Genomic DNA, 26,469 nt, shown 5'->3' on the forward strand with positions numbered 1-26,469 from the left:
GAAATGCGGGGCTTGTTGTATAAACGTTTTTAACTTTTTATCGTCTATTATCTGATGCTGGATTAAAATCCATCATTATCAGTAGTCAATAATGAATAGCAATTTCGTTATAGGGGATTTTGATTCTTTAGGTTGATGGCGATGTGATGGGACCCCTATTTTTATAGCCAGACTGAACTTTTATTGATGGTATTTTAATTTATATCTATTCATAAGAATAGAACTAGCATAGTATTTACTGGAGGGATTGAAAATGAATAGGAACGAAGCCTCATTACATCCTGATACGGGTGTTACATCTGGAATGTTTGTTGAACGATCATTAAATGAAATCCGTTTTTGGTCTAGAATCATGAAAGAGCATTCTTTATTTCTTCGATTGGGGTTTAGATGTGAGGATACTCAACTAATCCAAGAGGCTAATCAATTTTACCGATTGTTTGAACACATCGAACAAATTGCACATTCGTATACAAATCAAACAGATCCTGAACAAATAAAAAGATTTAATTCAGAAGTACAACAGGCTGCAACTAATATTTTCGGATTTAAACGAAAACTTCTAGGGTTAATTCTTACATGTAAATTGCCAGGGCAAAATAATTTTCCACTGTTAGTTGATCATACAAGTAGGGAAGCTGATTATTTTAGAAAACGTTTAATTGAATTAAATGAAGGTAAATTGAATGCTCTTCCTGATGCTATTATTCAAGAAAATGTTTTCTTTTTAAAGATTATGGCAGACCATGCTAAATTTATTGGTCATCTTCTTGATCCATCGGAAAGAAAGCTTGTAGATACAGCCCGGAATTTTAGCAATGATTTTGATGAATTGATGTATCAAGCGATTGACTTAGAATCTATGAAGCCACAATCTCAAACAGTTCCTCTTTTAGATCAATTTTTAGATCAAAATCGTGTGTCAGTCACATCTCTTCGGGACTTTAAGAAAACGGCACGTGATTTAATTGAGCAATGTAAAATAAAGAGTATCATTCATCCATTATTAGCAGACCATGTTTTTCGTGAAGCTGATAGATTTCTTGAAATAATTGATATGTTTGATGCTCATCTTACAAATATTAAATCACAATATAAATAGTAGAAGATGGGGAAAAGTACTGTTTTTTCGAGAAGCTAACAATTTATTGCTAGCTTCTTTTTCTTGAGATGGTATCATATTCCTTATTCAACGAACATGTTCTATAGTGAAGTAACGGTTCTGGTGCAAAAACTTCAAGGTAATTACAAATCATCTCTAAAACTTGGACATACTGATACTATTACTCTAAAAAGGTGTGTGATCGGTATGGAAAAGAAAAATTGGTTCAAATGGAAGCACTATCAGCTTGATATTATCTTATTAACGGTACAACCTAAGTTTTCGTGATTTGGTGGAAATGATGGAGGAACGGGGTTTATCCATTTCTCATACAACGATTATGTGTTGGGTTCATCAGTATGGTCTTGAATTGGACAAGTGGATCCGACGTTACCTCAAACAAATAAATGGCTCTTGGAGAGTCGATGAAACATATATAAAAGTAAAAAATCAATGGATGTACCTGTATCGTGCTGTTGATTCGAATGGAAACACAATCGATTTTTGTCTAAGCAAAACAAGGGATCATAAGGCTGCAAGGCGCTTTTTCAAGAAAGCTTTGCGGTCTTTTCATGTTTCAAAGCCACGTGTGATAACAGTCGATAAGAATCCAGCTTATCCTATAGCAATTGAACAGTTGAAAAAAGAAAAAAGCATACCTAACAGTATGCGACTTAGACAACAAAAGTACTTAAATAACATAGTAGAACAAGATCATCGCATTATAAAGAAGCGAATCCGTTCTATGCTAGGTCTTAAATCTTTTGACACAGCTACATCCATTCTTTCTGGAGTAGAAGCCATGCGTATGAATAAAAAAGAACAGATTGCTTTATGGAACCAGTCTGTCAAAAATCAAAAAGAATTCATCCATCAATTGTTTGGACTTGTAACATAAGATACGATTCCGTTAGGAATATATGTGCTTTATTCTCTTTTGTTTTATTTTTGCACCAGAACCGTTTTAGGCATATTTGGGGTTGAACTTCATATAATAGTAGTAAAAGGTCCTATCTCACATGTTACCTTAGACGATTTACGAGAGAGTACTTAAACTGGGAGTACTCTCTTTAGTTTGCACCTTCTGAAAAAGACAAACATATAATTGGAGTATAAGATATAAGTTTAGTCGTTTATATCTTATTCAACGTTTCTGGAAATTAACTCCTTATCACACGTTTGGGCATTTACGATTGTAGATGTCCTTTTTTATATAAACTAACAATTTTTTGTTAGAACATATGTATTAAGTGTCAGTCAACGGTAAGCGGAACGAAGTGAGCATTAAAGAGTTGACCGATTTATCTATCCCGGACCCTTTGTAGGCTGTCAAACGGATACGGTTTGACCCTGCCTACCGGCTCGATTTGCTTTTATTGTCAAGTCGAGAGACCTAAAAGCAAGGAGCATACCAACATCAAAAAACAATAGAGAAATACTATGTTAACTTATTACGTTCGCCAAATGGTCGCAAAGTTAGAATAATAATGTTTTGCGATTTTTCATGTTGTATATTTTATAAATAAAGATCTCTACAGGCTGTTTTTGAGCAATCGTAATTTTTTTAAAAGGGATTAATCTATCAGATTTATTAAATGAATAAATTATGATGTCTCCTTTCATGATTATATTTTGGGAAATCTTATCTAGTAGGCTGTTATATATTTTAGTGTATGCAGTTTATTAAAATGTGTATATAACTAGATAAGTTTTTTTATTGTATTGATGCATAAAAAAGAACTTCGTCGAAATGATGAAGTTCTTTTTGATTTCAGTTGAAGGACTCTTTTTCACCACAATTTATTGTTTTCATATAATCATATGAAGACCTCTCTATTTTAAAACAATTTTATTTGAAAGTTGGTGTCATAATGGATTAGAACCATTTGTTGTTAATATCAATGAAGCAACAAAGCAAAATAATACGTATCGTACTCTTAAAAGACTATATGGCATTTGAAGAACAGCTTAGAACAGAGGGAGGATAAAATATGGCTCAAACTTATTGGGGATCTGAGGTAGCCAAGAAATTAGGGATTGGCTCAAGTACTTTGCGTAAATATTGCCTTGCCCTGGAGGAAGTTGGGTATTTTTTTGAGCGTGGCAACAATAATTCTAGAATTTTCTATCATAAAGATATAGCAACTATAGAACGGTTGGTAGCAGCTACGAACAAGAAAAACATAACGCTAGAACAGGCTATAAATCTAGTAATAACGAGTGTTGCAGAAAATGGGGTAGCAGCTACTGTTACGGATAGCGTAGCAGATTCAGAACACATAAAAGCATTAAGAGAACGTATAGAACGATTAGAACAATTTAATTTAGAGTTAATTCAAAGGTTGGATCGACAAAGTGAAATTTTACAGGAAACCAATAATCAAAGAATAATGAAAGAAGAACAAAGAGATGTTCAATTAATGCAGGTATTAATTGAAATACAAGATAGCAAGCGCTTAATAGTAGCTTCAGAACAGAAGAAATCATTTTGGATTCGTTTGTTTGGTAAATAAATTTAAATTTAATATGTTATTTGAATTAATAATGTTGTATGTGGGTAAATTATTATTAATTATTTTTTAAATTTTTGATAATGATAATTTTTTTGTACCAGAGTTATTGGCTAAGCGTATATTGTAATATTGAAATAGATTTCACTCACTTATTTCATTTTATCAATGATTTACCCTGTTAAGAGATAAGAGACTTTTCAGTTGAAAATCTTGCTTTTACTTCGCTATTAAAAGTATCTCAGTCTATTTTGGTAAAAATAAATAAAGTTCCATAAACGATTATTTTTAGTTTTTATGTTGAAATCCTTTTTGTATCAAAGGTTACAGTCTTAGCGTACAGAATCCGTGAAATATTGGTGTTACTCTAATAATAAAAAATGACAGCTATTTTAGATGTCATTTTTTATTGACATCTTTTTTTGTTATTTTACATTTTTTGGGTGTTCCCTTTTAGGTACACCCTATATCTTATAAACCCTGACTATTACTGGCTTTCTTCACTTTTCTCCTCTCACTCTTATATATAGGGCTAAAAGTTCCGCAAGGAACAGGTTGTATTTTCTTTCGCTTTGCTACATCCTTGCAAAACTTTTTTCGGCTCGAGTTTTGGCGGCACCAAACCGACAAATCCAAAAGCAACTATCTAGGTTTATCGGCTTGAATTTATTATTATACGAGCCAAACCGCTAGTGCTCTCGAATAATAATTTCATTTACCATATGGATAGATACGTAGTACGTGGGATTTCGCTCCCACACGACGAACCAGCCTCTACTTCAAAAGTTAACGAAAATCCTTGGAAGATAGATCCAGTTTATGTTAAATTAGATATAGATTTGCTTTTCTTTTTTTATTTCGTTTAAACATTCAAGAGCCGTTTCGCGGTTCAGATTCAGACACTTGTATTGTGTCTATGACTCTGAGTCCGAAACGGCTCTTTTTATATATAATTATTTGTTTGTATTGAGATCATGAAAATGAATCAATGTATTTTGGATTGGTATTAGACGATTTAATAGGCTGTACAAATAGAGCCGAAGAAATATTTATTGCTAACACGTTAGCTGATCTGGTTAGCGAATTTTATTTAAGAACAATCCTTCAATGGATTGGTGCTTCTAAATGGATAGTACGTTCATTAAAACAAAATGACCAGAAATTCACTGATCATTTTGTTGAAGCCTTTGATGTTTTATATAAAACAGGTGATAAAAATAAAGTTGTGCAATTGGTTAATAAGGTCTTGGAACCATATGGTGGACAGTTGTTTGATGGCTTTTCGTTGTGCAAAAATTAAGCTGAATAATAAACGTAATTTGTTCAACTAAAAGGTGGCGTTTCTTTTTTAGCTAACGGGCGCAATCCTCAAATATTTAATGCTCTACAGGCATCCTGAGAGCGTGCCGGTGGAAGGAATGGAAAAAGATTAGAACGAAACGCTAGGTATCTCAAGGGAAAAAGCATGGAAAAACTCCAACACCCGCAAAGGATACTGGTGAATTTCCAACAGCCCTATTATTAGTCTCGATCTAAATAATCAATATTGGCAAGAGACTGGTTTGAAATCCCTACACAATGTGATTTCATAAACTTTCGAACCGCCGTATACCGAACCGTACGTACGGTGATGGAGAGGTCGGCGCGGTAACGCGCCTCCTACTCGATTATTTGATTTAGTTTTACCTTCATTTAAATATAAGAATCAATCCACTTAATAAGATGATTATGGCCATCACAGTTTGAAGGGGGGTGGTAGGAATTTTATTGGACAGCCTACTGCCTATAATCACTCCTGGAATAGATCCAAGTAACAAATTTGCCGCAAGAATATAATCCACATTTCCGAAACTAGCATTAAGTATACCTGCTGTGGTTACTAAAAGAAAAGCATGTGTAATATCAGTTCCAACCAAATTAACTCCCTTCATTCTAAATAAGTACATCATTGCAATGGCAAATAAAGATCCAGAACCAATAGATGTAAGTCCAACAATAAAACCTAGGATTACCCCGGTAAGAATCGTTAACCCTTGTTTTTTTTCAATAGGAAGTACTTGCCAACGGTTAGGTCGTAATTTTTTAACTAAAAGATTTTGAATAATAATGGAAGCAGCCACTAAGATCAAAACATATCCTAGTGCATATTTTATAATTTCTCCTTGGTTTTGGTGAAATGTTGGAAAATAATGAAGAGTGACTATAGCTATAGCTGCACTAGGAATACTACCTATTGCCAGATATTTGACTAATTGAAAATTAATCGTTTTTTGTTTCCAATGCTGAACGGCCCCAAATAGCTTTGTAATGGAATTATATACAAGATCTGTTCCTACCGCGATGGAAGGGTGTATTCCCGCTAATATTAAAACCGGAGTTAAAAGCGCAGCCCCTCCTACCCCTGTTAGACCAACTAACAGCCCTACCAGTAACCCCATAATTGTAATACCTATACTCATTTTTTATTCCTACCTTTTTACTAGATTATAATAAATTAAACTTAAAAGTTTGCAAGTTGATAGACTCAATGAATAATAATTTATGTTACGAACAAGAATTTGTATTGGACATATCACCAAAATTACATAGTTGTATGAATAATATTTCGTTTGATGCTCAAAGTTCTCATTATTGTTATTCAACATATGATAAAGAAAGAATTCCTAAAAAGATGGTATTATTGCATCTGATGCAATTTACTAATCAAGTGAATATGAGGAACTATTCTCTTTAAAATCGTTGTTTGTCCAAACACTTTCAAACTCTTTCTCATATTATTTAATGATAGGAAGGAGTGGTACATGTATGAAAGGGATTATCTTAGCGGGTGGAACAGGTACCAGATTGAGACCCCTAACGCGAATTATTAATAAGCATTTGCTTCCCGTTGGTCCGTATCCAATGATTTATTGGCCGATTAAAAAGTTGAAGGAAGCAGGTATTCACGATATTTTGATTATTACCAATAAGCATGATCTCGGATCCTTTATTACCCTACTGGGACTTGGTGAAGAATTAGGTGTTCATTTAACGTACAAGATTCAGAATGAGGCTGGTGGGATTGCTGAGGCTCTAGGCATCGCAGAAACATTTATAAAAGATGAAAAATTTGTGGTGCTGCTAGGGGACAATATATTCCATGATAGTTTGACTTCATATACTCATGCTTTTGCGAAGCAGACGGAAGGAGCCATGATTTTATTAAAGCGTGTGAGTGATCCGCAAAGGTATGGAATTGCTACTATAGATTTGATACATCATCGTGTCAAGAGTATAGTGGAAAAGCCTGAAAATCCAATGTCTGATTACTGTGTAACAGGCATTTATATGTATGGTCCTGAGGTATTTTCGTATATCAAGTTTCTCAACCCATCGGAAAGAGGGGAATTAGAGATTACGGATGTTAATAATCTCTATATTAAAAGAAACAGCCTGCAATTCGATGTTTTGAGAGGGTGGTGGATTGACGCCGGAACTCACGAATCGCTTCATCAATCCAATCAACTTGTGTTCAAAGATCTATCCGGCGAGTAAGCAGAAAATACCTATGCATGGGCGGACCAAACATTTCACTTCAATCAAGCTCCTATTATGGTGCATCATGAAAAGCCTTGGTAAATGAGATTTTCTTTGATGAATCACATCATAATAATACTGCAAATTCATGTAGAGGAGCTACGGAAGACTCCATTTCTAGAGTAATGAAAGGTGATGAAAATGAAAGATTGCAACAGCCTGCTAAAAATACATCTCCATATGCCAAAAACCGCTGGAACCACTTTAAAAGTGCTAATGAGAAAAAATTATCCTCCTGAAAAGATCATCGATTTATACGACTCTTTTCGAAGCCATGAAGAAGTGGTCAAGAAACTGAATAGTTTGCCGCTAGAGGAAACAGAATGGATCAATTGTCACCTTTCTTTTGGTATACATGAACATTTATCACGTCCAGCCACTTATGTTACCATTTTGCGCGATCCTATAGAGAGAATTATTTCTGATTATTTCTTTATTTTGAATAACCCTGGTCACGGATTGCACAAAGAAGTGAGTCGAATGGATCTTCTCGATTTTCAATCACAAGCCATTCATACAAATAAACAGTGTAAAGTCATCCTAGGATTGCCTCTAGCGGAAAGTGTCAACAGAAATGATGTAAAAAAGGCCCAAAAAATCCTTGAAGACTATTTTTGTTTTGTAGGAATAACAGAGCTCTTTACAGAGTCCGCCTTTTTAATGAAGGAACTGTTTAATTGGCCTAGGATAAAAATCAGTAACAGAAATGTGACAATAAACAGACCTAAAGCAACAGAGATAAGCGATGAAGTGATCCAAAAGATAAGAGAAAACAATAAAGTTGACATTGCTTTATATGAGCATGCAAGACAAGAAGTGGAAGAAAAAATAGCAGGACTGGATCCCACTTCAAAACGACAATTGAAGGCTATATTGTCAAGAACCAACCTTCAATAAATTTCAACTTCGTAAACAAGGTGATGTGATGTGTAATGCTAGAATATGATTATTTAATTGCGGGTGGGGGCATTATCGGTCTTGCGATTGCCCGAGAGCTAAAGAAGAGATTTCCCGATAAAAGCGTTTGTATTATAGAAAAGGAAGCTGATGTTGCTTTTCACTCTAGTGGAAGAAACAGTGGAGTGCTTCATGCTGGATTTTATTATACAGCTGATAGCTTAAAAGCCAAGTTTACTAAAGAAGGCAATAGGGCGATGAAAGAATATTGCCAATTTCATAATTTACCTGTTAATGAATGTGGAAAACTTGTTGTTGCAACTAATGAAGGAGAACTTGAGGGTCTGAAAGAATTGAAAAGAAGAGGAGACCAAAATGGTGTGGAACTTCATTGGATAGACGAGGATGAAGTATTTAAAATCGATCCAAATGCCATGACGTTCCAAAAAGCTTTGTATTCACCGACTACAGCATCTGTTGATCCTATCAAGATTTGTAAAATGATGAGAGAAGAATTGTTGGATAAAGGTGTGGATTTTCACTTTCGAACACAATACAGAAAAAAACACGGAAATGTTATTAAAACAAATCATCAGCCGTTTCATTGCCATTATTTTATTAATGCAGCAGGATTATATGCAGACAAAATTGCAAAAGACTTTAATTTTGGAAAAAATTATACCATCATTCCTTTTAGGGGTAACTATTTAAAATACAATCACGGCCAAGATGAAGTGAAAACAAATATTTATCCGGTACCTAACTTGAAAAATCCTTTTTTAGGTGTGCATTTTACCAAAACGGTAGATGGTACAGTTAAAATTGGCCCCACAGCCACACCAGCTTTTTGGAGAGAAAATTACCATGGTTGGAAACGGTTTAAACTAGAGGAATTTGTTAACATAATTTATTTCGAAGCAAAACTGTTTCTAAAAAATGCTTTTCATTTCCGAAGGTTGGCATTCGAAGAAATAAAAAAATATCGAAAAAAACATTTTGTGAATCTGGCCACAGGTTTAGTGAAACATTTAAACAGCGGAAATTTTGAACAGTCCGTCAGACCGGGGATTCGTGCCCAGCTTTTGAATAAGGAAACATTGGAATTAGTGCAGGATTTTGTTATTGAAGGGGACCATCAATCCATCCATATACTTAACGCTGTATCGCCGGGATTTACTTGTTCCATTCCATTTGCAAGCTACGTTGTGGAGGAAATGATGAAAAAGCAAAAAGGAGATGGAATGGATGAAAAAAATTAATACAAAGCTAGTCGGAGTCTATATCATCGAACCAGATGTATACGGTGACCACCGCGGTTTTTTCATGGAAAGCTACAATCAGGAAAAATTCAAAGAGTTAGGGATTCATTACACTTTTATTCAAGACAATCATTCACTTTCGGAACAGGCAGGAACGATCAGGGGACTTCATTATCAGCTGAATCAAAGAGCCCAGACAAAGCTTGTGAGGGTATTGTCCGGAGCATTATACGATGTTGTTGTCGATATCAGGGTAGGTTCTCCGACATTCGGTGAATGGGTTGGAGTTATTTTAAGCGAGGAAAATAAAAGGCAGCTCCTTGTCCCAAAAGGTTTTGCTCATGGTATTTGCACATTGGTGAACAACACACAGATTCTGTATAAGGTCGATGAATATTATTCGCCAGAGCATGACCGGGGCATCTATTGGAATGACCCTCAATTAGACATTAACTGGCCGGTAGCTAATCCGATTTTATCGGAGAAAGATCAACAACTCCCGTTGCTCGACAATGCTGAAAATAATTTTATCTTTAAGGAGGAAGGCTAATGAAGCAAATTCTCGTAACAGGTGCCGGCGGTTATATAGGGAGTGTGCTAGTTCCCAAGCTTTTGAAAAAAGGATATAAAGTAAAAGCTGTTGACCGCTATTTTTTTGGCAAAGATATGTTAAATACCCATGAAAATTTAACGGTTATTCAAGAGGATACCCGCAGAATGAGGCCCGAGCAATTCGCAGAAGTAGATGCCGTTATTGATCTTGTTGCGATTTCAAATGATCCAAGCGGAGAAGAATTTAAGAAAGCGACATATGAAATCAACCACATTTCCCGCGTTCATACTGCGGTGACAGCAAAACAAATGGGTGTTAAACGATATATATTGCCATCATCTTGCAGTTTATACGGTTTTCAAGATCAAGATGTAATAGTAGACGAATCCTCTCCAACCAATCCTCTTACAGTGTACTCAAAAGCAAATGAAAAAGCCGAGTTAGGTGTACTACCTCTCGCAGACCACAAATTTACAGTTACAGTCATGAGGCAGGCAACGGTATTCGGATATTCACCAAGAATTAGATTTGACTTAGCAATCAATGGAATGACATATGGTGCATGGGAAAACGGAGTAATTCCATTAATGCGTGATGGCAAACAATGGAGGCCCTTTATTCATGTGGAAGATACAACAGATGTGATGTGCCTGATTCTTGAAGCTGACGAAAATTTGATCAATGGCCAGGTTTTTAATGTTGGTTCCAATAAAAACAACTATCAGCTTGGAAGATTAGCCGAAGAAATAGTGGATGCTCTCCCCAAAGCCGTTAATATACAGTGGTATGGAGATACCGATCATCGGTCATACCGTGTCAACTTTGATAAAATTGAACACACACTGAACTGGAAAGCAAAGTGGTCCGGTGCAGACGGAGCGCTTGAAATATATGAGAAACTGGAAAGAGGAGAACTGAAGAAATCCGTGCATACCATCACACTGGATTGGTATAAAGAACTAATCAAATGGCACCGTATAATTCAAGAAGTCGAAAAACACGGTGGGATAATTGATATATGAAAAAGATACTTCTTCTAGGAGCGAATGGCCAGCTTGGCACAGACATTTGCTTTGTATTTTCCTCTTTCCCTCAATATAAAATCATAAAAGTTTACCGTAGAGATTTGGATGTGGAAAAAAATGACATCCATTCTTTCCTTTCTCAAATTGAATTTGACATTATTATTAATTGCACTTCCTATCATAAAACGGATGAGTGTGAGGACTTTCCGGCCAAGTCACTTGTGATAAACAGCCTTGCGATAGGGGAGATAGCAAAGTATTGTCGCGAGCACGATAAGGTCCTATTTCATTTTACTACAGATTATCTTTTTGACGGAAAAAAAAGTCAGCCCTATAGAGAAACGGATACTCCAAACCCGCTTAATGTTTATGGTATTTCTAAGCTTACCGGTGAACATTTTATCAAAAATCATCTTGACAAATACTTTATTTTCCGGGTTTCTTCATTATTTGGGAAAGCGGGGGCAAGTGGGAAAGGCGGGAATTTTGTCGAAACGATGATTCAGTTAGGCAAACAAGGTAGCACTATTAAAGTCGTTAACGATCAAGTGATGTCACCGACTCATACGCTCGAAATAGCAAGAGCAGTTTTCGCCTTTATTGATCAAGATATACAGGAATACGGCGTCTATCACTGCTCAGGAGAAGGAGAGTGCAGCTGGTATGATTTTGCAAAAGAAATTTTTGACCAATTAAATATGGAAATAGACTTAGTTCCGGTTTCCCATTCAAACTATCCAGCAAAGGCGAAAAGGCCATCCTACAGTGTGCTTGACAATGTGAAAATAAACGAAATTTATCAAATGGTAAACTGGAAGAGCTCATTGACAGAGTATTTGTCCCGAAAAGGGCATTTATAAGGCCATTACATTTTACGTGAACTACTCGCCACTTAGCAAAGCTTGAAGTGGGAGCTTCTCAGTTCCACGACGAAAGCAACCTTTCATCTCCCTGAGCGTTACTTCGGAGTGTTCCAACCCTAGATGTCCAACGCTTGGACGCTCTTTTGGTACGGTTGATATTTTACGCAGGAACCGAATGGCTTGATTTTCGCACTCTATTTTCTTCCTGCAACCTCATATATCAAGTTATCAAAGAATTTCATATAGCTAGTTTATCAAAAGTTTTTGGCTATGCCAAACCGAAATTCATCTCCCACCTACCGTTGGGCTAGCGCCCTTCACACGCTTGAGGAAGGAGAATTCTTTCGGTAAATTCGTTAAATTAAAGAAAAAGAAATCCGCTTTTAAGAAGAAGGGCAGAGTTGGACTTATCCCTGTTAAGTAGACAACTAAAAAAGGCTATGCTGCCATCTGGCATCGATATTCAATCGGTGCGAGGTGGCAGAGTCGTTTTTGGAAACGTTGATAGTTATAAGAATAAATATAATCTTCAATGGCTGCTTTTATTTTTTCTTCAGATTCAAAGTGATTTAAATAAATACATTCTGATTTCACATGCGAAAAGAATGATTCAATACAAGCATTATCATGGCACTTTCCCTTACGGGAGTGGCTGTCAATAACACATAGGTGTGCTAACTGCTTATAGTAGCCGTGAGATGTGTACTGAAACCTCTGATCCGAATGGAGAATGGTTCAGTACACATTTCTTTTTTCTGCTACCAAATCTAATGTATCCATCACAAGCTGTAAATCATCCTGTGAAGACAGCTTCCAAGCAATAACCTCATTGTTATAAAGGTCTTGTACGTCCGATAAATAACGAAATCCATCCTTCCATCGAATATAGGTGATATCTGTTACGAGTACTTCGTTTGGCTGTATATTCTGAAATTTTCGTTTTAATACGTTTGGATAGGTTCTAGAGTATTGCCCTTTAAAGAAACGTCGTTTCTTCCGAATAATGGACTGTATCTGTAGTTCACACATTAAGTGATATACTTTTTTGTGCTTGACGAAAAAGCCTCTTTCACGCAACGTAATTTTTATCAGAGGGTATCCAAATTGCTTATGCTTTTGAAGAATCACTGTTTTCAGCTGCACTTCTGCTTCAGCACGTACTATACACGACGATGTACGCCTCCATTTGTAGTAACCTGAACAATGTACCTTCGCCATTTCAGTAAGCCAAATAACCGGATATTTCTCTTTCATTTCCTCAATAATTTCATAATGTGCTTTGTGTGTCGGAACTACTCCATTTGCAGTTTTGGATAACGCTTTTTTAGGTATTAAACCTGTGCTTTGTAGTAGTCACGTTCTTCTTCAACGCTTTTAAAATGAATTTTCTTTCCTTTGAGTGGATTAGGAATTCCCTTACCGCCTTCCCCTGGTGAATCCGTTTTTTTAAAAAGCATCTATACTTTCCTGTTTCACGATATTTCTCTACCCAACTTTCTAATTGGGTTTTGCATTTTACCATACATTTGGGCAACTTTGACATAACTTCCTTCACCATTTAAATAATTTTGAACTGCTTGTATTTTTAACTCGTAAGAGTAGCTGTTATTTTTCTAGACATAGTAAGCTCCCCTTCAAGTATGAGTGTATTATCTACAGATAAACTGTAGCCTTTTTACACTGTCTTCTTAGAGGGGATAATATCAATTTCCCTAAAAGATTATTGCTCATGTAAATTAATGATTCGGGCTGCTGACAGTTTCCAGCAATCTGTATAAAGCATAAGATAAGATAGAAGTTATTAAAACAAGCGGAAAAAAGGAGGTTAAGTGATGATACAAGACTATGAACTTTGGTTAAAATACAATGTACTAACAGAGCACAAAAAGAATCAGATGACTAAGAAATTAGAAGGCTTGACGGATAAACCATTATTTTCAATTATTTCAACAGCGGAAAATGTTGATCTTCAAATGTTGGAGTGTTGTATAGAGTCTGTGAAAAAGCAAATTTATCCCAGGTTCGAACTCATCATTACCATACCAGAGAAAAATAAAAATTTATTTCAAAGTCTTAAACCTTTAGCCTCTCAAGACCATAGAATCAAACTGTATAAGATCAAGGAAGAAAGTGATACCTTGGCGAAAAATGTTGCTCTGCAAAAGGCCAGTGGAGATTATATCACTTTTATTCATATGGAGGACGAATTAGCGGAAGATGCATTGTATGAAATGGTTAGCTTCATAAATCAATGTCCTGATGCAGACATGATTTACACCGATGAGGATAGTATAAGCCGAAACGGAACGAGGCATTCTCCGTTTTTTAAACCAGATTGGTCTCCGGATACCTTTCTTACCTACCCGTATACTTCCAATTTAGCCGTTTTTCGAGTAACTATGATTCGTAGACTAAAAGGATTCAAGGACAGATATGTAGGCGTGGAAGATAAGGAAATTGTTTTAAGACTAAGTGAGCAAACAAAAGAAATCTATCACATTCCAAAAGTTTTATACCATAAACGTGATCATACAGAGGAAAAACCAATAGATAGGTACCTTTATGCTGAAGCAATAAAAGAAGCGCTAGTTCGTAGAAAAGAAGCGGCGTCTGTTCAACCAAGCAGTCAATCACCTTCGCATTTCACAATCCAATATTATCCTATAAATACACCCCTTATTTCTATTATTATCCCGACACGAGATCATATCGAGCTATTAGATAAATGCTTACAATCGATTTTTGAAAAAACATCTTATAACAACTATGAAATTATCATTATCGATAATGGAAGCACCAAACAAGAAACGCTTGAATCTTTAAAAAAATGGCAGACCCTCTATCTAGACAAAATCACTGTACAACGTTTGGATATTGCGTACAATTGGTCACTGCTAAATAATAAGGCAGTCCAAATAGCAAATGGTGAGCTATTGCTCTTTTTAAATAATGATACTGAAATTCTGAGTTCGCATTGGCTGGAGGAGATGGCCGGCTATGCGTTAAAAGAGCAAGCAGGAGCAGTAGGAGTTAAATTGCTTTATAAGGACACTACGATTCAACATGCGGGTGTGATACTAGGGGTTCATGGGCTTTGTGACCATTGTTATAAAGGAAAACCGCAGGACTACCCGGGCTATTTCGGCAGACTTCTAGGGGCTACAAATTTTTCAGCGGTTACGGGAGCTTGTCTCATGGTACGGAAGAAATTATTTGAAGAAATAGGAGGTATGGAGGAAGGGCTTTCCATCGAGTTCAATGATGTGGATTTTTGTTTAGAACTTTTAAAAAGAGGCTATTACAATGTACTGCTTCCTCAAGTTGTTTTATTTCATCATGAATCTAAAACCCGTGGATTGGAAAAAAACCCAATCAAGAAGGAAATCAGCCAAAGAGAAGCTGAATTTTTAAAGAAAAAATGGCGTTCTTATATTGATAAAGACCCTCATTATAACGTTAATCTAGAACTTATTCGAGGAGACTTCGATATTACATTAAAAGTCGGTAACCCAATTGAAATTAAGCATTTTGTTAAGCGCTATATAAAAGATAAACAAATTATTGGGCGAATGAATGCTCGCATAAATGCTCAGTGTCTCGAACTTTTCGGCTGGGCTATCAATCAATCGAATTCTGCTAAGAAAATGGAAATCATAGTCGTGAATCAAAGTCAATACGTAATTGCGCACGCAAAGATAAATGGAAATAGAAAAGATATTGCTGAAAAGTACAAGAGTGATAGTTATTTAGTTTCTGGGTGGGTAGCAAATTGTGATCTTTCCATCTTGTCTGAAGGCAGACATGTGCTAACAGGTTACGCGTACTTTCCTGAAGACCAAACTGCTGTAAAGTTGATGGGAAATGCAGAAATTTCAATTTGAAAATAAATGAATAAAAACAATGGATTTTTTGGTCTCTAGATTATATGAATGTCATAGAAGGGTGAGGTGCTAGAGTGAAAGAAAATTATGATCAATCAAAACAGGTATTGATTTTCAGTCATATACCCAAGACTGCTGGTTCGACAATTCGGCAGATTATTCAAAATCAGTACGAAAAGAAAAGTATAATCAGATATTTAAAAATGGGTGAGGTTTCTGAAGAAAGGTTAGCTCGGATGAAAGTACTTTACGGCCATTGTAGATTTGGTGTCCACCACCATATTTCACAGCCTTTTAAGTATATAACCATGCTGCGCGATCCTATCGAAAGAGTTATATCCACCTATTATTACGCACAAAGAAAGCCGGAGAATCGAATGCATGCACGAGCGACAACAATGGATTTTATGGAGTTTATCCAGGAAGAAATAAAGCAAAATAATCCTGCAATGGTTAATCATCAAACTCGTTTTGTTTCTGGGGAAAAAACCCCTAATTTGGAGATGGCTAAACATCATATCCAGGAATATTACGCAGTCGTAGGATTAACAGAAATGTTTAATGAATCTATTTTTCTGATGAAAGAGTCTCTTGGCTGGGACAATATTGATTATATAAGTTCAAATGTCACAAAAAACCGTCCAAAACAGGAGGATTTCTCCAAAGAAGCAATCTCTCTCATCCGAGAACACAATCAGTTAGACCTTGAGCTATACGATTACGCAAAACACATACTTCTTGATAGGCTATGTTCACTTCCAACGAAAGCCAAGGAAGAATTAGAGAACTACAGTACAAGAGTCTCCATACAAGGCAAAGAGGAGTGACATTTAGATGACGGAAGAAAAACGTTTGCTTATCTATTTGCATATTCCCAAAACTGGGGGAACGACCTTAAAAAACATTATTAAAAGACAATACCATCCCAAGGAAGTTTGGTTTCATATGGAGAAAGATATGATCCCTAAAATGGAAAAAAGGGGAAATGTTGATCAATTAAAGTGTGTCGGCGGTCATTGTTGGTATGGTCTTCACGAGTACTTTGAAAAGCAGTTTCAATATTTCACAATGCTAAGAAATCCAATTGATCGAGTCATATCCGAATATTACTACATTTTAAGAAGACCAAATCACAATGCCTATCCGCAAATAAAGAATATGACTCTTATGGAGTTTATCCAAAATTTCTCTCTAAAATCATCTAATCAGCAAACGAGAAGAATTTCCGGTTCCATTCATAATCCTAATCTGGATCACGCCAAAACGAATCTTAAAAACGATTTTGTCGTTGCGGGCCTTTCTGAAATGTTTGATGATTCCATTTTCTTAATGAAAAAGGCATTTAATTGGCAAGACATTTCCTATTCAAAGGAAAACGTTACACAAAAGAGGCCAGCTATTGATGAGATATCAAAAGATATCTTAAATGAACTAAAGAAAAGAAATGCAATGGATATAGAACTTTATGCGTTTGCAAAAGAGCTGCTAACGGAAAAGCTAGAAAGTTTGGATTCAGTTTCTAAACAAGAATTAGAACTATTAAAAACTAGTAAATATAGCTAAGTTGAGAGGAGGCATTTTCGAAAGGAATCCCCATGATTTGACAACCGATTCAATGGTGAAAATTGTTGGTTCCAACATTAAAAAGGAGGATATTTAGTGAATGCTAATGAGATTAACAAAATTCGAGTTTCTAAAACAAAACAAGGCGAAAGGGTATTAGTGGTAAATCCGACTGATTTTCCGCTAATTGGTAAAGGGATGCAAGGTGCTGTTTTTAAACTCTCATCGAATAGATGTGTGAAAATTTATTGGAATCCGAAACTTGCCAAAAAAGAAGCTGAGGTTTTTATGAAAGGGAAAGGCTATTCCTTCCTTCCTCAGGTATACGAGATAGGAGATAATTATATTATTATGGAATATATCCAAGGTTCTAGCCTACAGGAGTTTGTATTAAGAGATAACCTTCCCGTTGATTTAGTAATGAAAGTTATGGAGATTTTCAGAGAAATGAAAATGTTAGAATTTACAAATGTGGATGCAGCTACTCGCCATATCATCGTTACAGAAGAGGGAAATTTAAAAGTGCTTGACCTTGTAAATGCGTATTCAAAAAAGCAACCATATCCACTAAGATTCCTAAATCGTTTAAGGAAATTATCTCGCCTGGAATCATTTTTGAACGATGTGAATACAATAGATGCGGAAGTCTATAAAGAATGGAAAGAAAACATCCCTGAGTATTTTACTACGAACTAACGAAGGAGTCACGATAATGAAAGAACATAAAAATGATTTACTCATATTTTTGCATATCCAAAAAACAGCCGGCAGCACGCTTCGCACGTTTGTAAAAAAGCAATATGAGGAGGGAGAGACTTGGTTTGGCAGAACACTTGAGGACTTAAAAGACATTGAAAAAGACAAATATCAATGCCTTGGAGGGCACTTTCCATATGGGATACATGAAAACTTTAGCAGGCCTTATTCCTATTTCACTATGTTAAGAGAACCGATAGATCGGGTTATCTCATACTATAGCTTTATTCAAAACAAAGAAACCCATGGAAAACATGATCGCAGTGTCGGCATGGATTTAAAATCATTTATGAAAACCTTCGATTCGAAAACAGAAAACTTTCAAACAAGGCGTATTACTGGAGGTAAGCCGAATTTGGAAAAAGCAAAGGAGCATTTGCTTCGAGACTTTTCTTTCGTGGGCTTAACAGAAAGGTTTGAGGAATCATTATATTTAATGAAAAAAGAGTATCAATGGCCAACGTTTAGTTATAAAAACCGAAATATCACAAAAACGAGGTTGGATAAAAGTGAAATTCCTGAAGAAATTACATCATATATTGCAGAGAGAAATGAGCTGGATATAGAGCTATACCGATTTGCAGTAGAGTTGTTTGAAGCGAAGTTAGATTCCTTGACTTCGCAGGAAAAAGTAGAAATGAATGATTTCTTAGAACGGGCCAACGAGTTGGACAAGAAATGAGCTCATTTTTACGTAGGGAAGAAGATAAAGGAATAGATATACAAGGTATTGTAAAGGCAGGCTCGTTTGATTTACATTTGCACACCACAGCATCTGATGGAGAGTACTCTCCAAGAGAGATTGTGCAAAAAGCCCATCAGAAAGGATTGAAAACAATTGCCATAACCGATCATGACACATTGGATGGAATAGAGGAAGCGGTTAAAGCAGGAAATGAGTATGGTATACAAGTGATTTCAGGAATTGAATTAAGCACCAAATACAAAGGGAAATCAGTGGATATTTTAGGTTACGGCATCAAAGCTACAAAGGAATTGACTAAAGTGTTAAAGAAAATACGAAACGAAAGAGAAACTCGTGCGTTAAGTATTATTCAAAAGTTTAGAGACATTGGTATGCCCATATCCATGGATGATGTTCTCAAATATAGCCAGGGGGAGGTTATCTCAAGACCGCATATCGCAAAAGCGATTATAGCGGCAGGCTATTCCAGTGACTATCAGGAAGTTTTTGATATGTATTTGGCGGACGGAAAGCCTTGTGCAGTTGATAAAATGACTCTTACCCCTGAAGAAGGTATTGGTCTGATTCATGATGCGGGAGGTCTTGCTGTGTTAGCACATCCAATTTTTCTAAGAGACCATCTAGTGTTAGAACTACTGAAATTCCCATTTGATGGAATTGAAGTTTGGCATCGAAAACACGCAAAAGAAGATAGTCAACGTTATAAGGAATATGCTAATGACCACCAGCTCTTTATGACAGGCGGCTCAGATTTTCATACAGAAGATCATCCACTGGGGGAATTTGGGTACGATGTTTCTATATAATCATTATTTGGAAAGTAATTTTTTGGAAAGTGATTTTTTGAAAGTGATGGTTCAGTCTAGTCCATCTTTCTTTTACATGAATACACTATCGTATGAAGAAGATGGGGAAAACATCGGGGAGAAATGAAAAAGTAAAAAGAATGAAAGCAATAAAAAAATGAAAGAAGGGGTAAAATTGAGCAAAGAAACTGTGAAAAATGAAGAGAAAGAAAAACAACGTACTACTATAAAAGAGGAAAAAGAAAGCAAACGTACTGCTAGAAAAGAGGAAAGAGAAAGCAAACGTACTGTTAGAAAAGAGGAAAGAGAAAGCAAACGTACTGCTAGAAAAGAGGAAAAGGGTCTAGAAGCAGCTGAAACAGAAAACGAATAGTAAATGAAGAAACAAACAAACACGAAAAAAATGATTTACTTACTAATTCAATAATGCAACGGGGCTGTTTCACGGGTAAACAGTAAATGTTTGCGAAACAGCCCCTCCCTTATTCGCATAAATAATATACCAGATGATCATTTCAGATTATTATAGGATGTTTAAGATATTCATTCCATTATTTCCCGATAATATCCCCGATAATCATGTTGGTATCACCTCTAATTTATATACGAATCGTAATAAACACATTCTCCCAATCAAAAACCAGATGATTAACTAAAGAATTTCTTTCTCCACCTTCTTATCCCTTTCCGAATGATGATATGTCGGAAGGAACATTACTAGTTTAACTAGTTTTAAAAATCTATTAATATTCACTACATTCTTAAGGTAGTAATCTAGATTGAAAGGATAGTGAAAATGACACATCATGGACAAGACAATCATATTGTCTGGCATCAAAGTACTGTTACAAAAAGGGATAGACAATCGCTAAATAAGCACAGGAGTATGATGATTTGGCTTACCGGATTATCAGGCTCCGGAAAGTCAACCTTGGCCAATTTGCTTGAGAACATTTTATACACTGAAGATGTAAGGACATATCTACTAGATGGCGACAACTTGCGCCACGGAGTGAATAGAAATCTCGGATTTGACACCGAGGATCGCAAAGAAAATATTCGAAGAGCCGCAGAAGTAGGGAAGTTATTTGTTGATGCGGGGGTAGTGGTTATAGCGGCAATTATTTCACCCTTTGATGAGGATAGACAGGTAGCACGAAGCATTTTTGAGGCTGGTGAATTTGTTGAAGTGTATGTAAAATGCACACTCGAGGAATGTGAATTGCGTGATCCAAAGGGACTTTACAAAAAGGCGAGAACTGGTGAAATACAAAACTTCACAGGTATAACTCAGCCATACGAAGAGCCAATGAACCCAGAACTGATCTTGGATACATCTGTCCTTTCATTGGACGAGGCATCAAAAAAACTGTTGGAATTTATCAGGTTCAGATTGTAAAGTGATGTAGTGCTTGATTTAAATTCATCCTTAAATGAAAAAAGGAGTGATTGCTTTGTTAACGAACATTCCCCATGGAGGGAAACTAATCCAACGGATCAATTTCGATTATGACTACTCAATATTGCAAAAAGAGGTCTTAATTGATACCACTGCACTATCAGATCTTGAGCTCATTGCAAATGGAGCCTACAGTCCTTTAACAGGGTTTCTGGGAAGAAAGGATTATGAATCCATTCTGTTCAACACTAGATTGTCAAATGGTCTTGTTTGGAGCATTCCGATCACATTGCCCGTAAGTGAGATTCAAGCAAATTCAATTCAAGTTGGGGATGTTGTTAAACTGATTCATGGAGGTACAGTTCACGGAATATTAGAGCTTAAAGAAATGTATATGCCTAATAAAGAACGAGAAGCAGAACAAGTGTATCAAACAACTGATGTGGCTCATCCCGGTGTTAAAAAGCTGTATGAAAGAGGAGAAGTTTATCTATCGGGACCCGTCACACTCGTTAAGCACCAGAAAAAAGCGCATGCAGGTACATTTTACTTAACTCCTGAACAAACGAGAAAGGAATTCCTCATAAGGGGCTGGAAAACGATTGTTGGTTTTCAAACAAGAAATCCTGTTCATCGCGCACATGAATATATTCAAAAATGTGCATTAGAAACAGTTGATGGTTTATTTTTAAACCCACTGGTGGGAGAAACAAAAGCTGATGACATACCAGCAGATGTAAGAATGGAAAGTTATCAGGCTTTATTACATTCATATTATCCAAAAGATCGTGTTTTTTTAGCTGTATTTCCAGCGTCGATGAGATATGCGGGGCCCAAAGAGGCAATTTTTCATGCTATTGTCCGCAAAAATTTTGGCTGCACACATTTTATTGTAGGGCGGGACCATGCGGGGGTAGGAAGCTATTACGGAACTTATGATGCACAGCGAATCTTTAATCAGTTTTCACATGATGAACTTGGGATTACTATCATGTGTTTTGAGCATAGTTTTTATTGTAAAAAATGTGGCAATATGGCATCCACTAAAACATGCCCTCATGGAAAAGAAGACCACCTCATCTTATCTGGAACAAAGGTACGAGATATGCTTCGTAATGGACAAACGCCTCCTCCTGAATTCAGTCGCCAAGAAGTAGTAAATATCCTTGTAAAAGGAATGAAAAAAGATTAACTAAAAAGCCTTATAAGAAATATGTTGAAAATTTTTCTTTCATGGATTTATCGAATTGATACACTGCTTTGCGGGTATGTGGCGGTACCCCACATCCATTAACTTAAGGTATATTTTTATACAAAATGCGGTCTTTCCATATAGTTTTTTATTATCTTTTATAGATTTTATAAAAGTAGGCATATCAAATAAACCCTGGCGGGTTTCAATTTTTTTACTATGCTACCTGATGAGTAGAAGTGGTATACTCATAAACAACACCCAAAATATCAAAGACTGTCTTTTTCTCATATCGATGAGATTTTCGTCCGTTGTGCTGTAGGAGGTTAAACAGACGAAGGAGAACCTTTGATAATTCTTGGGTGTTTTTGTGTAATGCTTGGTAAAAAAGTAAAAAATAATCCTTAATTATGTACATCGCTTTATATTCACTTAGCTCTTTCTGTTTCTTACGTAACAGGAGTTCTCGCATTTTAAACATAGTAGAAGAGCATAATAGAATACTAATGAGTTGCCCATAAAGGTGACATTCTAATCGTTCTTGTTTAATAGATTTACAACGATGAATTTGAAACCAAGATTTCCATATTTTAAATAACAGCTCAATTTGCCAACGCAGTGAATATAGATCATAAATTTTCTCTTTTGGTACCCATTCCGTAGGAATGTTTGTCATATATACCGTAATATCTTGTAAAAGTTTTGTACGCTCTGTATATGTAATTCCTTTTTTCTTTTCGCGAATAGCTCGATCACGTAGACGTTTCTGTTTTTGCTCCTCGGTACATCTATAAACCACAATGCGAGTAGGCAGTTTGTCTTTACTCCCTACATATACATCATGTAATTCATACACTTGGCCAGGTTGTAATTGTTTCATGATGTCTTCCAAATGAATTTGTATATATACCGGTCTCAAATGAGCGGGTTTTGTTTTAAATACCACTGTTTCGAATTCTTTTCTATATATTTTAGTTGGTAACTTAAGACGTGATAAATAATATCCTTGCTTATCTTGAATAGACTTAAAGTCTTGTAGACGAAAATATCCTAAGTCACGAATATATAGTTCATTCTTTTGTGCCATGCCTGTTCGAGTCGCACTATATGCCTGATCACTTCGTTTTCCTGGTTCAATTTCCACATCAGAAAATGTTCCACTCAACAAGTCATACTCTAGTTGAATTTTCACACCAGCTGTATGACTACATCCTCCGGCACCAGGATAAGTAGTTGCGAATCGATCTGGAACTTGGAAGGTTGTAGAATCAAGGACGAGAATCCGTTCAAAATAAGAAGAAATAAAATGAGAAATCTTAGATAATCCTCCAATTTTAGCTTGTAGAAGTGTAGTACATACAGTGCGAAAGAAGGCTACTGAAGCCGAATTAAATCGTCGATTAAGTCCCTCCGGACTTAATAAAATTCCTGTTGAAGTTTCTAATTGACTACAAAGTTGAGTAAGAGAGGTAGTAGCGATTTGTTGATTTAACCATACACACAAAGATAAGAAATGGTGCCCGTGGCACTTGCGTTTTCGTTTCATTCTGCCTGCTTCTATAGCTAATTGATTAAGTATAGCGGGAGACATATATCGATATAACTCTTCGGCAAATAAAGATAACTCTTGTTTTTGGTGCATATTCATAAAAAGCACGTCACCCTTTCTCATTAACATAAGAAAATAGTAACGTGCTTTTAACTTCAAAAATAGTCTAAATCCTTAAGTTGATGGATGTGTGGCGGTACCCCATGCCCATCAACTTAAGAAATCTCTTGTTCTCCAAAATGAAAAAATGAACTGAATTTTCGTAGACAACTATGCATTGTATGAAAGTTTGTTATCCCTATTAAGTAGAAACTTGCTATATAGAATGATTTTTTTATATGATAAAGTAGGCTTATGCTTAAATGAAAAAAGGAGAGTGCCCCAGATGACAAACCAAAATGAAACGAACGCTTTACCTCCAAAAACATGTACGATTGAACGTCTCATCACGATTCAGGAGGACATTGAAAAAGTGCTTGCAGGACAGAAAATGGCTACTCGCCGCAACGGGAGATATGCGGATGTCGGGGAAGTGATGGAGCTTCAAGGTCACCGGTATGTTGTGGAGAAGGTCTATTCGCAGTCACTTGGCGAATTGACTGATGAGCATGCCCGTCAAGAAGGCTATGCGAATGTGGAGGAATATAAGCAATCTATCCTGTCTCTTCACCCTGGCATGCCGTGGCTGCCAAATATGAGAGTTTGGGTTCATGAGTTCCGTCCCATCGAAGGTTAATGTGATATAAGGATGGACATGTTGTATCGACTGCTTCTGTATGTACATATTTTCAGTGTAATCTTATCCATCGGCCCGTTTTTTGTATTGCTTCCGCTCATCAAAAAACTGCGGGCTTCAGAGGCCCGAACACAGCAGGCTTATTTGGATGTATTCCGATTTACGGTCAGGTTGGCCAAGCATGCCGGGCATGTGCTGGTTGCATCCGGGGTTCTGCTTGTACTGGCGGGCCCTTGGACTTGGAAGACCCCTTGGATAGTGATGACCCTTATTCTCATGGCGAGTTCATTATTTTTCCTGGCCCGCGCCTTTTCGCCGACCATTCGGAAATTCAGCGAAACGGGCCAAGACAAGGACGCCTTGATTCAATTGTTGCGGCGTTCTGTTTGGATTTACATTGTTCTTTTAATGGCGATGCTATGGTTCATGGTGACAAAGCCTGCGTTGTGGCAGGGGTGATAGATCTAGGGCGAATAGCGGCTTTGTATGATTGCCGTTTGAATTCGCCGGGCGGCATGGAACAAGGACAAGCCAAAACTGGCTTGTCCTTATTGTAGTTACGCTTTGAAGATGTGATGGAATAGCCTTTTACGATCTGGGCCTATTACCCCAAAGCAAGGTTTTTGCCTGAGTTGCTCAGTTTTATCATTTTGAGGTAGTTTATTTTTGTTAGGTTGATGGGCATGTGGTACCGCCACATACTCATCAACCTAGAAAATCAAAATTCCCCCATAACGAAAATTCTATCCATTGTTGACTACTGATAATGTCATCTTATGTTAATTAGAGCTGTATGGAATCTCCTTCATCTTGTGCAACTAATGAACAGGTTAGTTGCACAAGATGAAGGAGATTTGTTAATGTTTATCCAATATTGAACAATATAAGTAAAACCATTCATGTAAAGGAAAACATAGTAAAAAATTTATAAAGACAAAGGTGAGATTATTGAATATTTCAGTTCTTGGTTGTGGACGTTGGGGTACTTTTATAGCTTGGTATGCTACCAAAGTTGGTCATAATGTAATGTTGTGGGGGAGAGAAAACTCAAGAAATTACATTGAATTAAATGAAACAAGAAAGAATGATTATCTTAAGCTCTCAGAAGATATCGAGCTAAGTAATTCTCTACATAAAGCAATTTCATTTGCGGAGATTATTATTATATCGATTAGTGCACAGGAATTACGTTCATTTGCGAATCAATTAAACTTAATTAATGAAATACAAGGAAAAACCTTCATCTTATGTATGAAAGGACTTGAAGCAACAAGTGGAAAGAGGCTTTCTCGGGTATTTGGTGAAATCGTTGGAAAAAATACCAATATAGCTGTTTGGGTAGGACCTGGGCATGTACAGGATTTTGTGAATGACATTCCGAATTGTATGGTGATTGGATCTGAGAATATTGGTATCACTAAGAAGATTGTACAAGAGTTTAATAGTGATTTAATAAGGTTTTACTACGGACAAGATTTGATTGGCAATGAAATAGGAGCTGCTACAAAAAATGTTATGGGAATCGCCGCAGGAATGTTGGATGGATTGAATTACAGCAGTTTGAAAGGTTCACTAATGGCTAGAGGGACCAGGGAACTTTCACGTTTGGTTACAGCTATGGGAGGAAATAATTTAACGATATATGGATTGAGTCATTTAGGAGATTATGAGGCAACATTGTTCTCATTACATAGTCATAATCGAAAATTCGGAGAAGCGTTTGTCTTAGGTCAAAAGTTTGAAAAATTGGCAGAAGGAGTTTCAACAGTAAAAGCATTGAAAGAACTATCTAAACAATATGATGTTGAACTTCCAATTAGTAACGCTTTATATGAGATTTTGTTTGAAAGTAAAGATGCAAAAGATACATTAGAAGAACTTTTTTTAAGACCTGTTAAATTTGAATTCTAATGATAAGATGTTTTTTATCGTTTTCTGACGGAATACTCCTTCCTCAAGGGTGTGAAGGGCGCTAGCCCAACGGGAGGTGGGAGATGAATGTCAGTAGGCGTAAGCCTACGTTTTTTTGTATACTGTAGATATCCTATAACAAAGTGAGGTGCAACCTATGTTAGTAAATAAAGCATATAAATTTC

Annotated in this window: 26 protein-coding genes and 1 pseudogene; 22 read left to right on the forward strand and 5 right to left on the reverse strand. The window is 36.4% G+C overall.

Annotated features, from left to right (window positions below):
* The first annotated feature begins 253 nt into the window (after positions 1-253).
* The 4 genes and pseudogenes from ACTFQM_RS24845 (at position 254) to ACTFQM_RS24860 (ending at position 4,912) form a co-directional block, all read left to right on the forward strand.
* Positions 254-1,102 carry a DUF2935 domain-containing protein gene (locus ACTFQM_RS24845; protein WP_440036697.1) on the forward strand — a complete coding sequence of 283 codons (849 nt, stop codon included), beginning with the start codon at positions 254-256 and terminating at the stop codon, positions 1,100-1,102.
* 207 nt (positions 1,103-1,309) lie between these two features.
* Positions 1,310-2,000, forward strand: a pseudogene (locus tag ACTFQM_RS24850) (IS6 family transposase).
* 1,093 nt (positions 2,001-3,093) lie between these two features.
* The gene (locus ACTFQM_RS24855) at positions 3,094-3,615 is read left to right on the forward strand and encodes a DUF3967 domain-containing protein (protein ID WP_440036698.1); all 522 of its coding nucleotides are present in this window, start codon (positions 3,094-3,096) and stop codon (positions 3,613-3,615) included.
* 985 nt (positions 3,616-4,600) lie between these two features.
* A complete protein-coding gene (locus ACTFQM_RS24860; protein ID WP_440036699.1) occupies positions 4,601-4,912 on the forward strand; it encodes a hypothetical protein in 312 nt (103 codons plus the stop codon).
* A 388-nt stretch (positions 4,913-5,300) separates the two neighbouring features.
* Here ACTFQM_RS24860 and ACTFQM_RS24865 read toward each other — a convergent pair whose 3' ends face one another.
* Entirely contained in the window at positions 5,301-6,071 is a 771-nt protein-coding gene (locus ACTFQM_RS24865) for a sulfite exporter TauE/SafE family protein (RefSeq protein ID WP_440036700.1), read from the reverse strand.
* 346 nt (positions 6,072-6,417) lie between these two features.
* Here ACTFQM_RS24865 and ACTFQM_RS24870 point away from each other — a divergent pair, with 346 nt between their 5' ends.
* From ACTFQM_RS24870 to rfbD, 6 genes are all read left to right on the forward strand, one after another.
* Positions 6,418-7,146, forward strand: a complete 729-nt coding sequence (locus tag ACTFQM_RS24870; protein ID WP_440036702.1) for a sugar phosphate nucleotidyltransferase — start codon at positions 6,418-6,420, stop codon at positions 7,144-7,146.
* A gap of 177 nt (positions 7,147-7,323) precedes the next feature.
* The gene (locus tag ACTFQM_RS24875; protein WP_440036725.1) at positions 7,324-8,085 is read left to right on the forward strand and encodes a sulfotransferase family 2 domain-containing protein; all 762 of its coding nucleotides are present in this window, start codon (positions 7,324-7,326) and stop codon (positions 8,083-8,085) included.
* 35 nt (positions 8,086-8,120) lie between these two features.
* Positions 8,121-9,344 (forward strand): L-2-hydroxyglutarate oxidase, encoded by a 1,224-nt coding sequence (gene lhgO, locus ACTFQM_RS24880; protein WP_440036703.1) that lies wholly within the window; start codon positions 8,121-8,123, stop codon positions 9,342-9,344.
* Entirely contained in the window at positions 9,331-9,894 is a 564-nt protein-coding gene (gene rfbC, locus ACTFQM_RS24885) for a dTDP-4-dehydrorhamnose 3,5-epimerase (protein ID WP_144553727.1), read from the forward strand. Before lhgO ends, rfbC begins: the two co-directional genes overlap by 14 nt.
* Positions 9,894-10,919, forward strand: coding sequence for an NAD-dependent epimerase/dehydratase family protein (locus tag ACTFQM_RS24890; RefSeq protein WP_440036704.1), 1,026 nt, complete (start codon positions 9,894-9,896; stop codon positions 10,917-10,919). The genes rfbC and ACTFQM_RS24890 overlap by 1 nt, the downstream gene beginning before the upstream one ends.
* Positions 10,916-11,782, forward strand: a complete 867-nt coding sequence (gene rfbD / locus ACTFQM_RS24895) for a dTDP-4-dehydrorhamnose reductase (RefSeq protein WP_427350961.1) — start codon at positions 10,916-10,918, stop codon at positions 11,780-11,782. Before ACTFQM_RS24890 ends, rfbD begins: the two co-directional genes overlap by 4 nt.
* Positions 11,783-12,223: 441 nt before the next feature.
* On the opposite strand, the gene ACTFQM_RS24900 is transcribed toward rfbD, so the two are convergent.
* The 3 genes from ACTFQM_RS24900 to ACTFQM_RS24910 form a co-directional block, all read right to left on the reverse strand.
* Positions 12,224-12,517, reverse strand: coding sequence for a transposase (locus tag ACTFQM_RS24900; RefSeq protein WP_440036727.1), 294 nt, complete (start codon positions 12,515-12,517; stop codon positions 12,224-12,226).
* A 3-nt stretch (positions 12,518-12,520) separates the two neighbouring features.
* Positions 12,521-13,039 carry a DDE-type integrase/transposase/recombinase gene (locus ACTFQM_RS24905; protein ID WP_440036706.1) on the reverse strand — a complete coding sequence of 173 codons (519 nt, stop codon included), beginning with the start codon at positions 13,037-13,039 and terminating at the stop codon, positions 12,521-12,523.
* A 77-nt stretch (positions 13,040-13,116) separates the two neighbouring features.
* Entirely contained in the window at positions 13,117-13,242 is a 126-nt protein-coding gene (locus ACTFQM_RS24910) for a hypothetical protein (protein WP_440036707.1), read from the reverse strand.
* 375 nt (positions 13,243-13,617) lie between these two features.
* On the opposite strand from ACTFQM_RS24910, the gene ACTFQM_RS24915 reads away from it, so the two are divergent.
* The 9 genes from ACTFQM_RS24915 to sat all read left to right on the forward strand — a co-directional run bounded on the left by ACTFQM_RS24915 (position 13,618) and on the right by sat (position 22,088).
* Positions 13,618-15,666, forward strand: a complete 2,049-nt coding sequence (locus ACTFQM_RS24915) for a glycosyltransferase family 2 protein (protein WP_440036709.1) — start codon at positions 13,618-13,620, stop codon at positions 15,664-15,666.
* A 74-nt stretch (positions 15,667-15,740) separates the two neighbouring features.
* Entirely contained in the window at positions 15,741-16,493 is a 753-nt protein-coding gene (locus ACTFQM_RS24920) for a sulfotransferase family 2 domain-containing protein (protein WP_440036710.1), read from the forward strand.
* Between the two features lie 7 nt (positions 16,494-16,500).
* Positions 16,501-17,229: a sulfotransferase family 2 domain-containing protein gene (locus ACTFQM_RS24925; protein WP_427351004.1), complete on the forward strand. Its 729-nt coding sequence runs from the start codon at positions 16,501-16,503 to the stop codon at positions 17,227-17,229.
* A 96-nt stretch (positions 17,230-17,325) separates the two neighbouring features.
* Positions 17,326-17,925, forward strand: coding sequence for a serine/threonine protein kinase (locus ACTFQM_RS24930; RefSeq protein ID WP_440036712.1), 600 nt, complete (start codon positions 17,326-17,328; stop codon positions 17,923-17,925).
* A 16-nt stretch (positions 17,926-17,941) separates the two neighbouring features.
* Positions 17,942-18,667 (forward strand): sulfotransferase family 2 domain-containing protein, encoded by a 726-nt coding sequence (locus ACTFQM_RS24935; protein WP_440036714.1) that lies wholly within the window; start codon positions 17,942-17,944, stop codon positions 18,665-18,667.
* Positions 18,664-19,497, forward strand: a complete 834-nt coding sequence (locus ACTFQM_RS24940) for a PHP domain-containing protein (protein WP_440036715.1) — start codon at positions 18,664-18,666, stop codon at positions 19,495-19,497. Before ACTFQM_RS24935 ends, ACTFQM_RS24940 begins: the two co-directional genes overlap by 4 nt.
* Before the next feature lie 175 nt (positions 19,498-19,672).
* Positions 19,673-19,870, forward strand: coding sequence for a hypothetical protein (locus tag ACTFQM_RS24945; protein WP_440036716.1), 198 nt, complete (start codon positions 19,673-19,675; stop codon positions 19,868-19,870).
* Between the two features lie 423 nt (positions 19,871-20,293).
* Entirely contained in the window at positions 20,294-20,896 is a 603-nt protein-coding gene (cysC, locus tag ACTFQM_RS24950) for an adenylyl-sulfate kinase (RefSeq protein ID WP_440036717.1), read from the forward strand.
* 55 nt (positions 20,897-20,951) lie between these two features.
* The gene (gene sat, locus ACTFQM_RS24955) at positions 20,952-22,088 is read left to right on the forward strand and encodes a sulfate adenylyltransferase (protein ID WP_440036719.1); all 1,137 of its coding nucleotides are present in this window, start codon (positions 20,952-20,954) and stop codon (positions 22,086-22,088) included.
* Positions 22,089-22,305: 217 nt separating this feature from the next.
* Here the strand turns inward: sat and ACTFQM_RS24960 are convergent, their stop codons facing one another.
* Positions 22,306-23,736, reverse strand: coding sequence for an IS4 family transposase (locus tag ACTFQM_RS24960; protein ID WP_440036721.1), 1,431 nt, complete (start codon positions 23,734-23,736; stop codon positions 22,306-22,308).
* A 286-nt stretch (positions 23,737-24,022) separates the two neighbouring features.
* Between ACTFQM_RS24960 and ACTFQM_RS24965 the strand changes: the two genes are divergently transcribed.
* From ACTFQM_RS24965 to ACTFQM_RS24975, 3 genes are all read left to right on the forward strand, one after another.
* On the forward strand, positions 24,023-24,373 hold the full coding sequence (locus ACTFQM_RS24965) for an ASCH domain-containing protein (RefSeq protein ID WP_002174967.1): 351 nt from the start codon (positions 24,023-24,025) through the stop codon (positions 24,371-24,373).
* Positions 24,374-24,391: 18 nt separating this feature from the next.
* Positions 24,392-24,832, forward strand: a complete 441-nt coding sequence (locus ACTFQM_RS24970; protein WP_440036729.1) for a hypothetical protein — start codon at positions 24,392-24,394, stop codon at positions 24,830-24,832.
* A gap of 480 nt (positions 24,833-25,312) precedes the next feature.
* Entirely contained in the window at positions 25,313-26,284 is a 972-nt protein-coding gene (locus ACTFQM_RS24975) for an NAD(P)H-dependent glycerol-3-phosphate dehydrogenase (protein WP_440036722.1), read from the forward strand.
* Positions 26,285-26,469: the final 185 nt, after the last annotated feature.

Origin of the sequence: Bacillus cereus group sp. MYBK30-2 (assembly GCF_051915945.1) — a bacterium.
Classification (GTDB): Bacteria; Bacillota; Bacilli; order Bacillales; family Bacillaceae_G; genus Bacillus_A; species Bacillus_A paramycoides.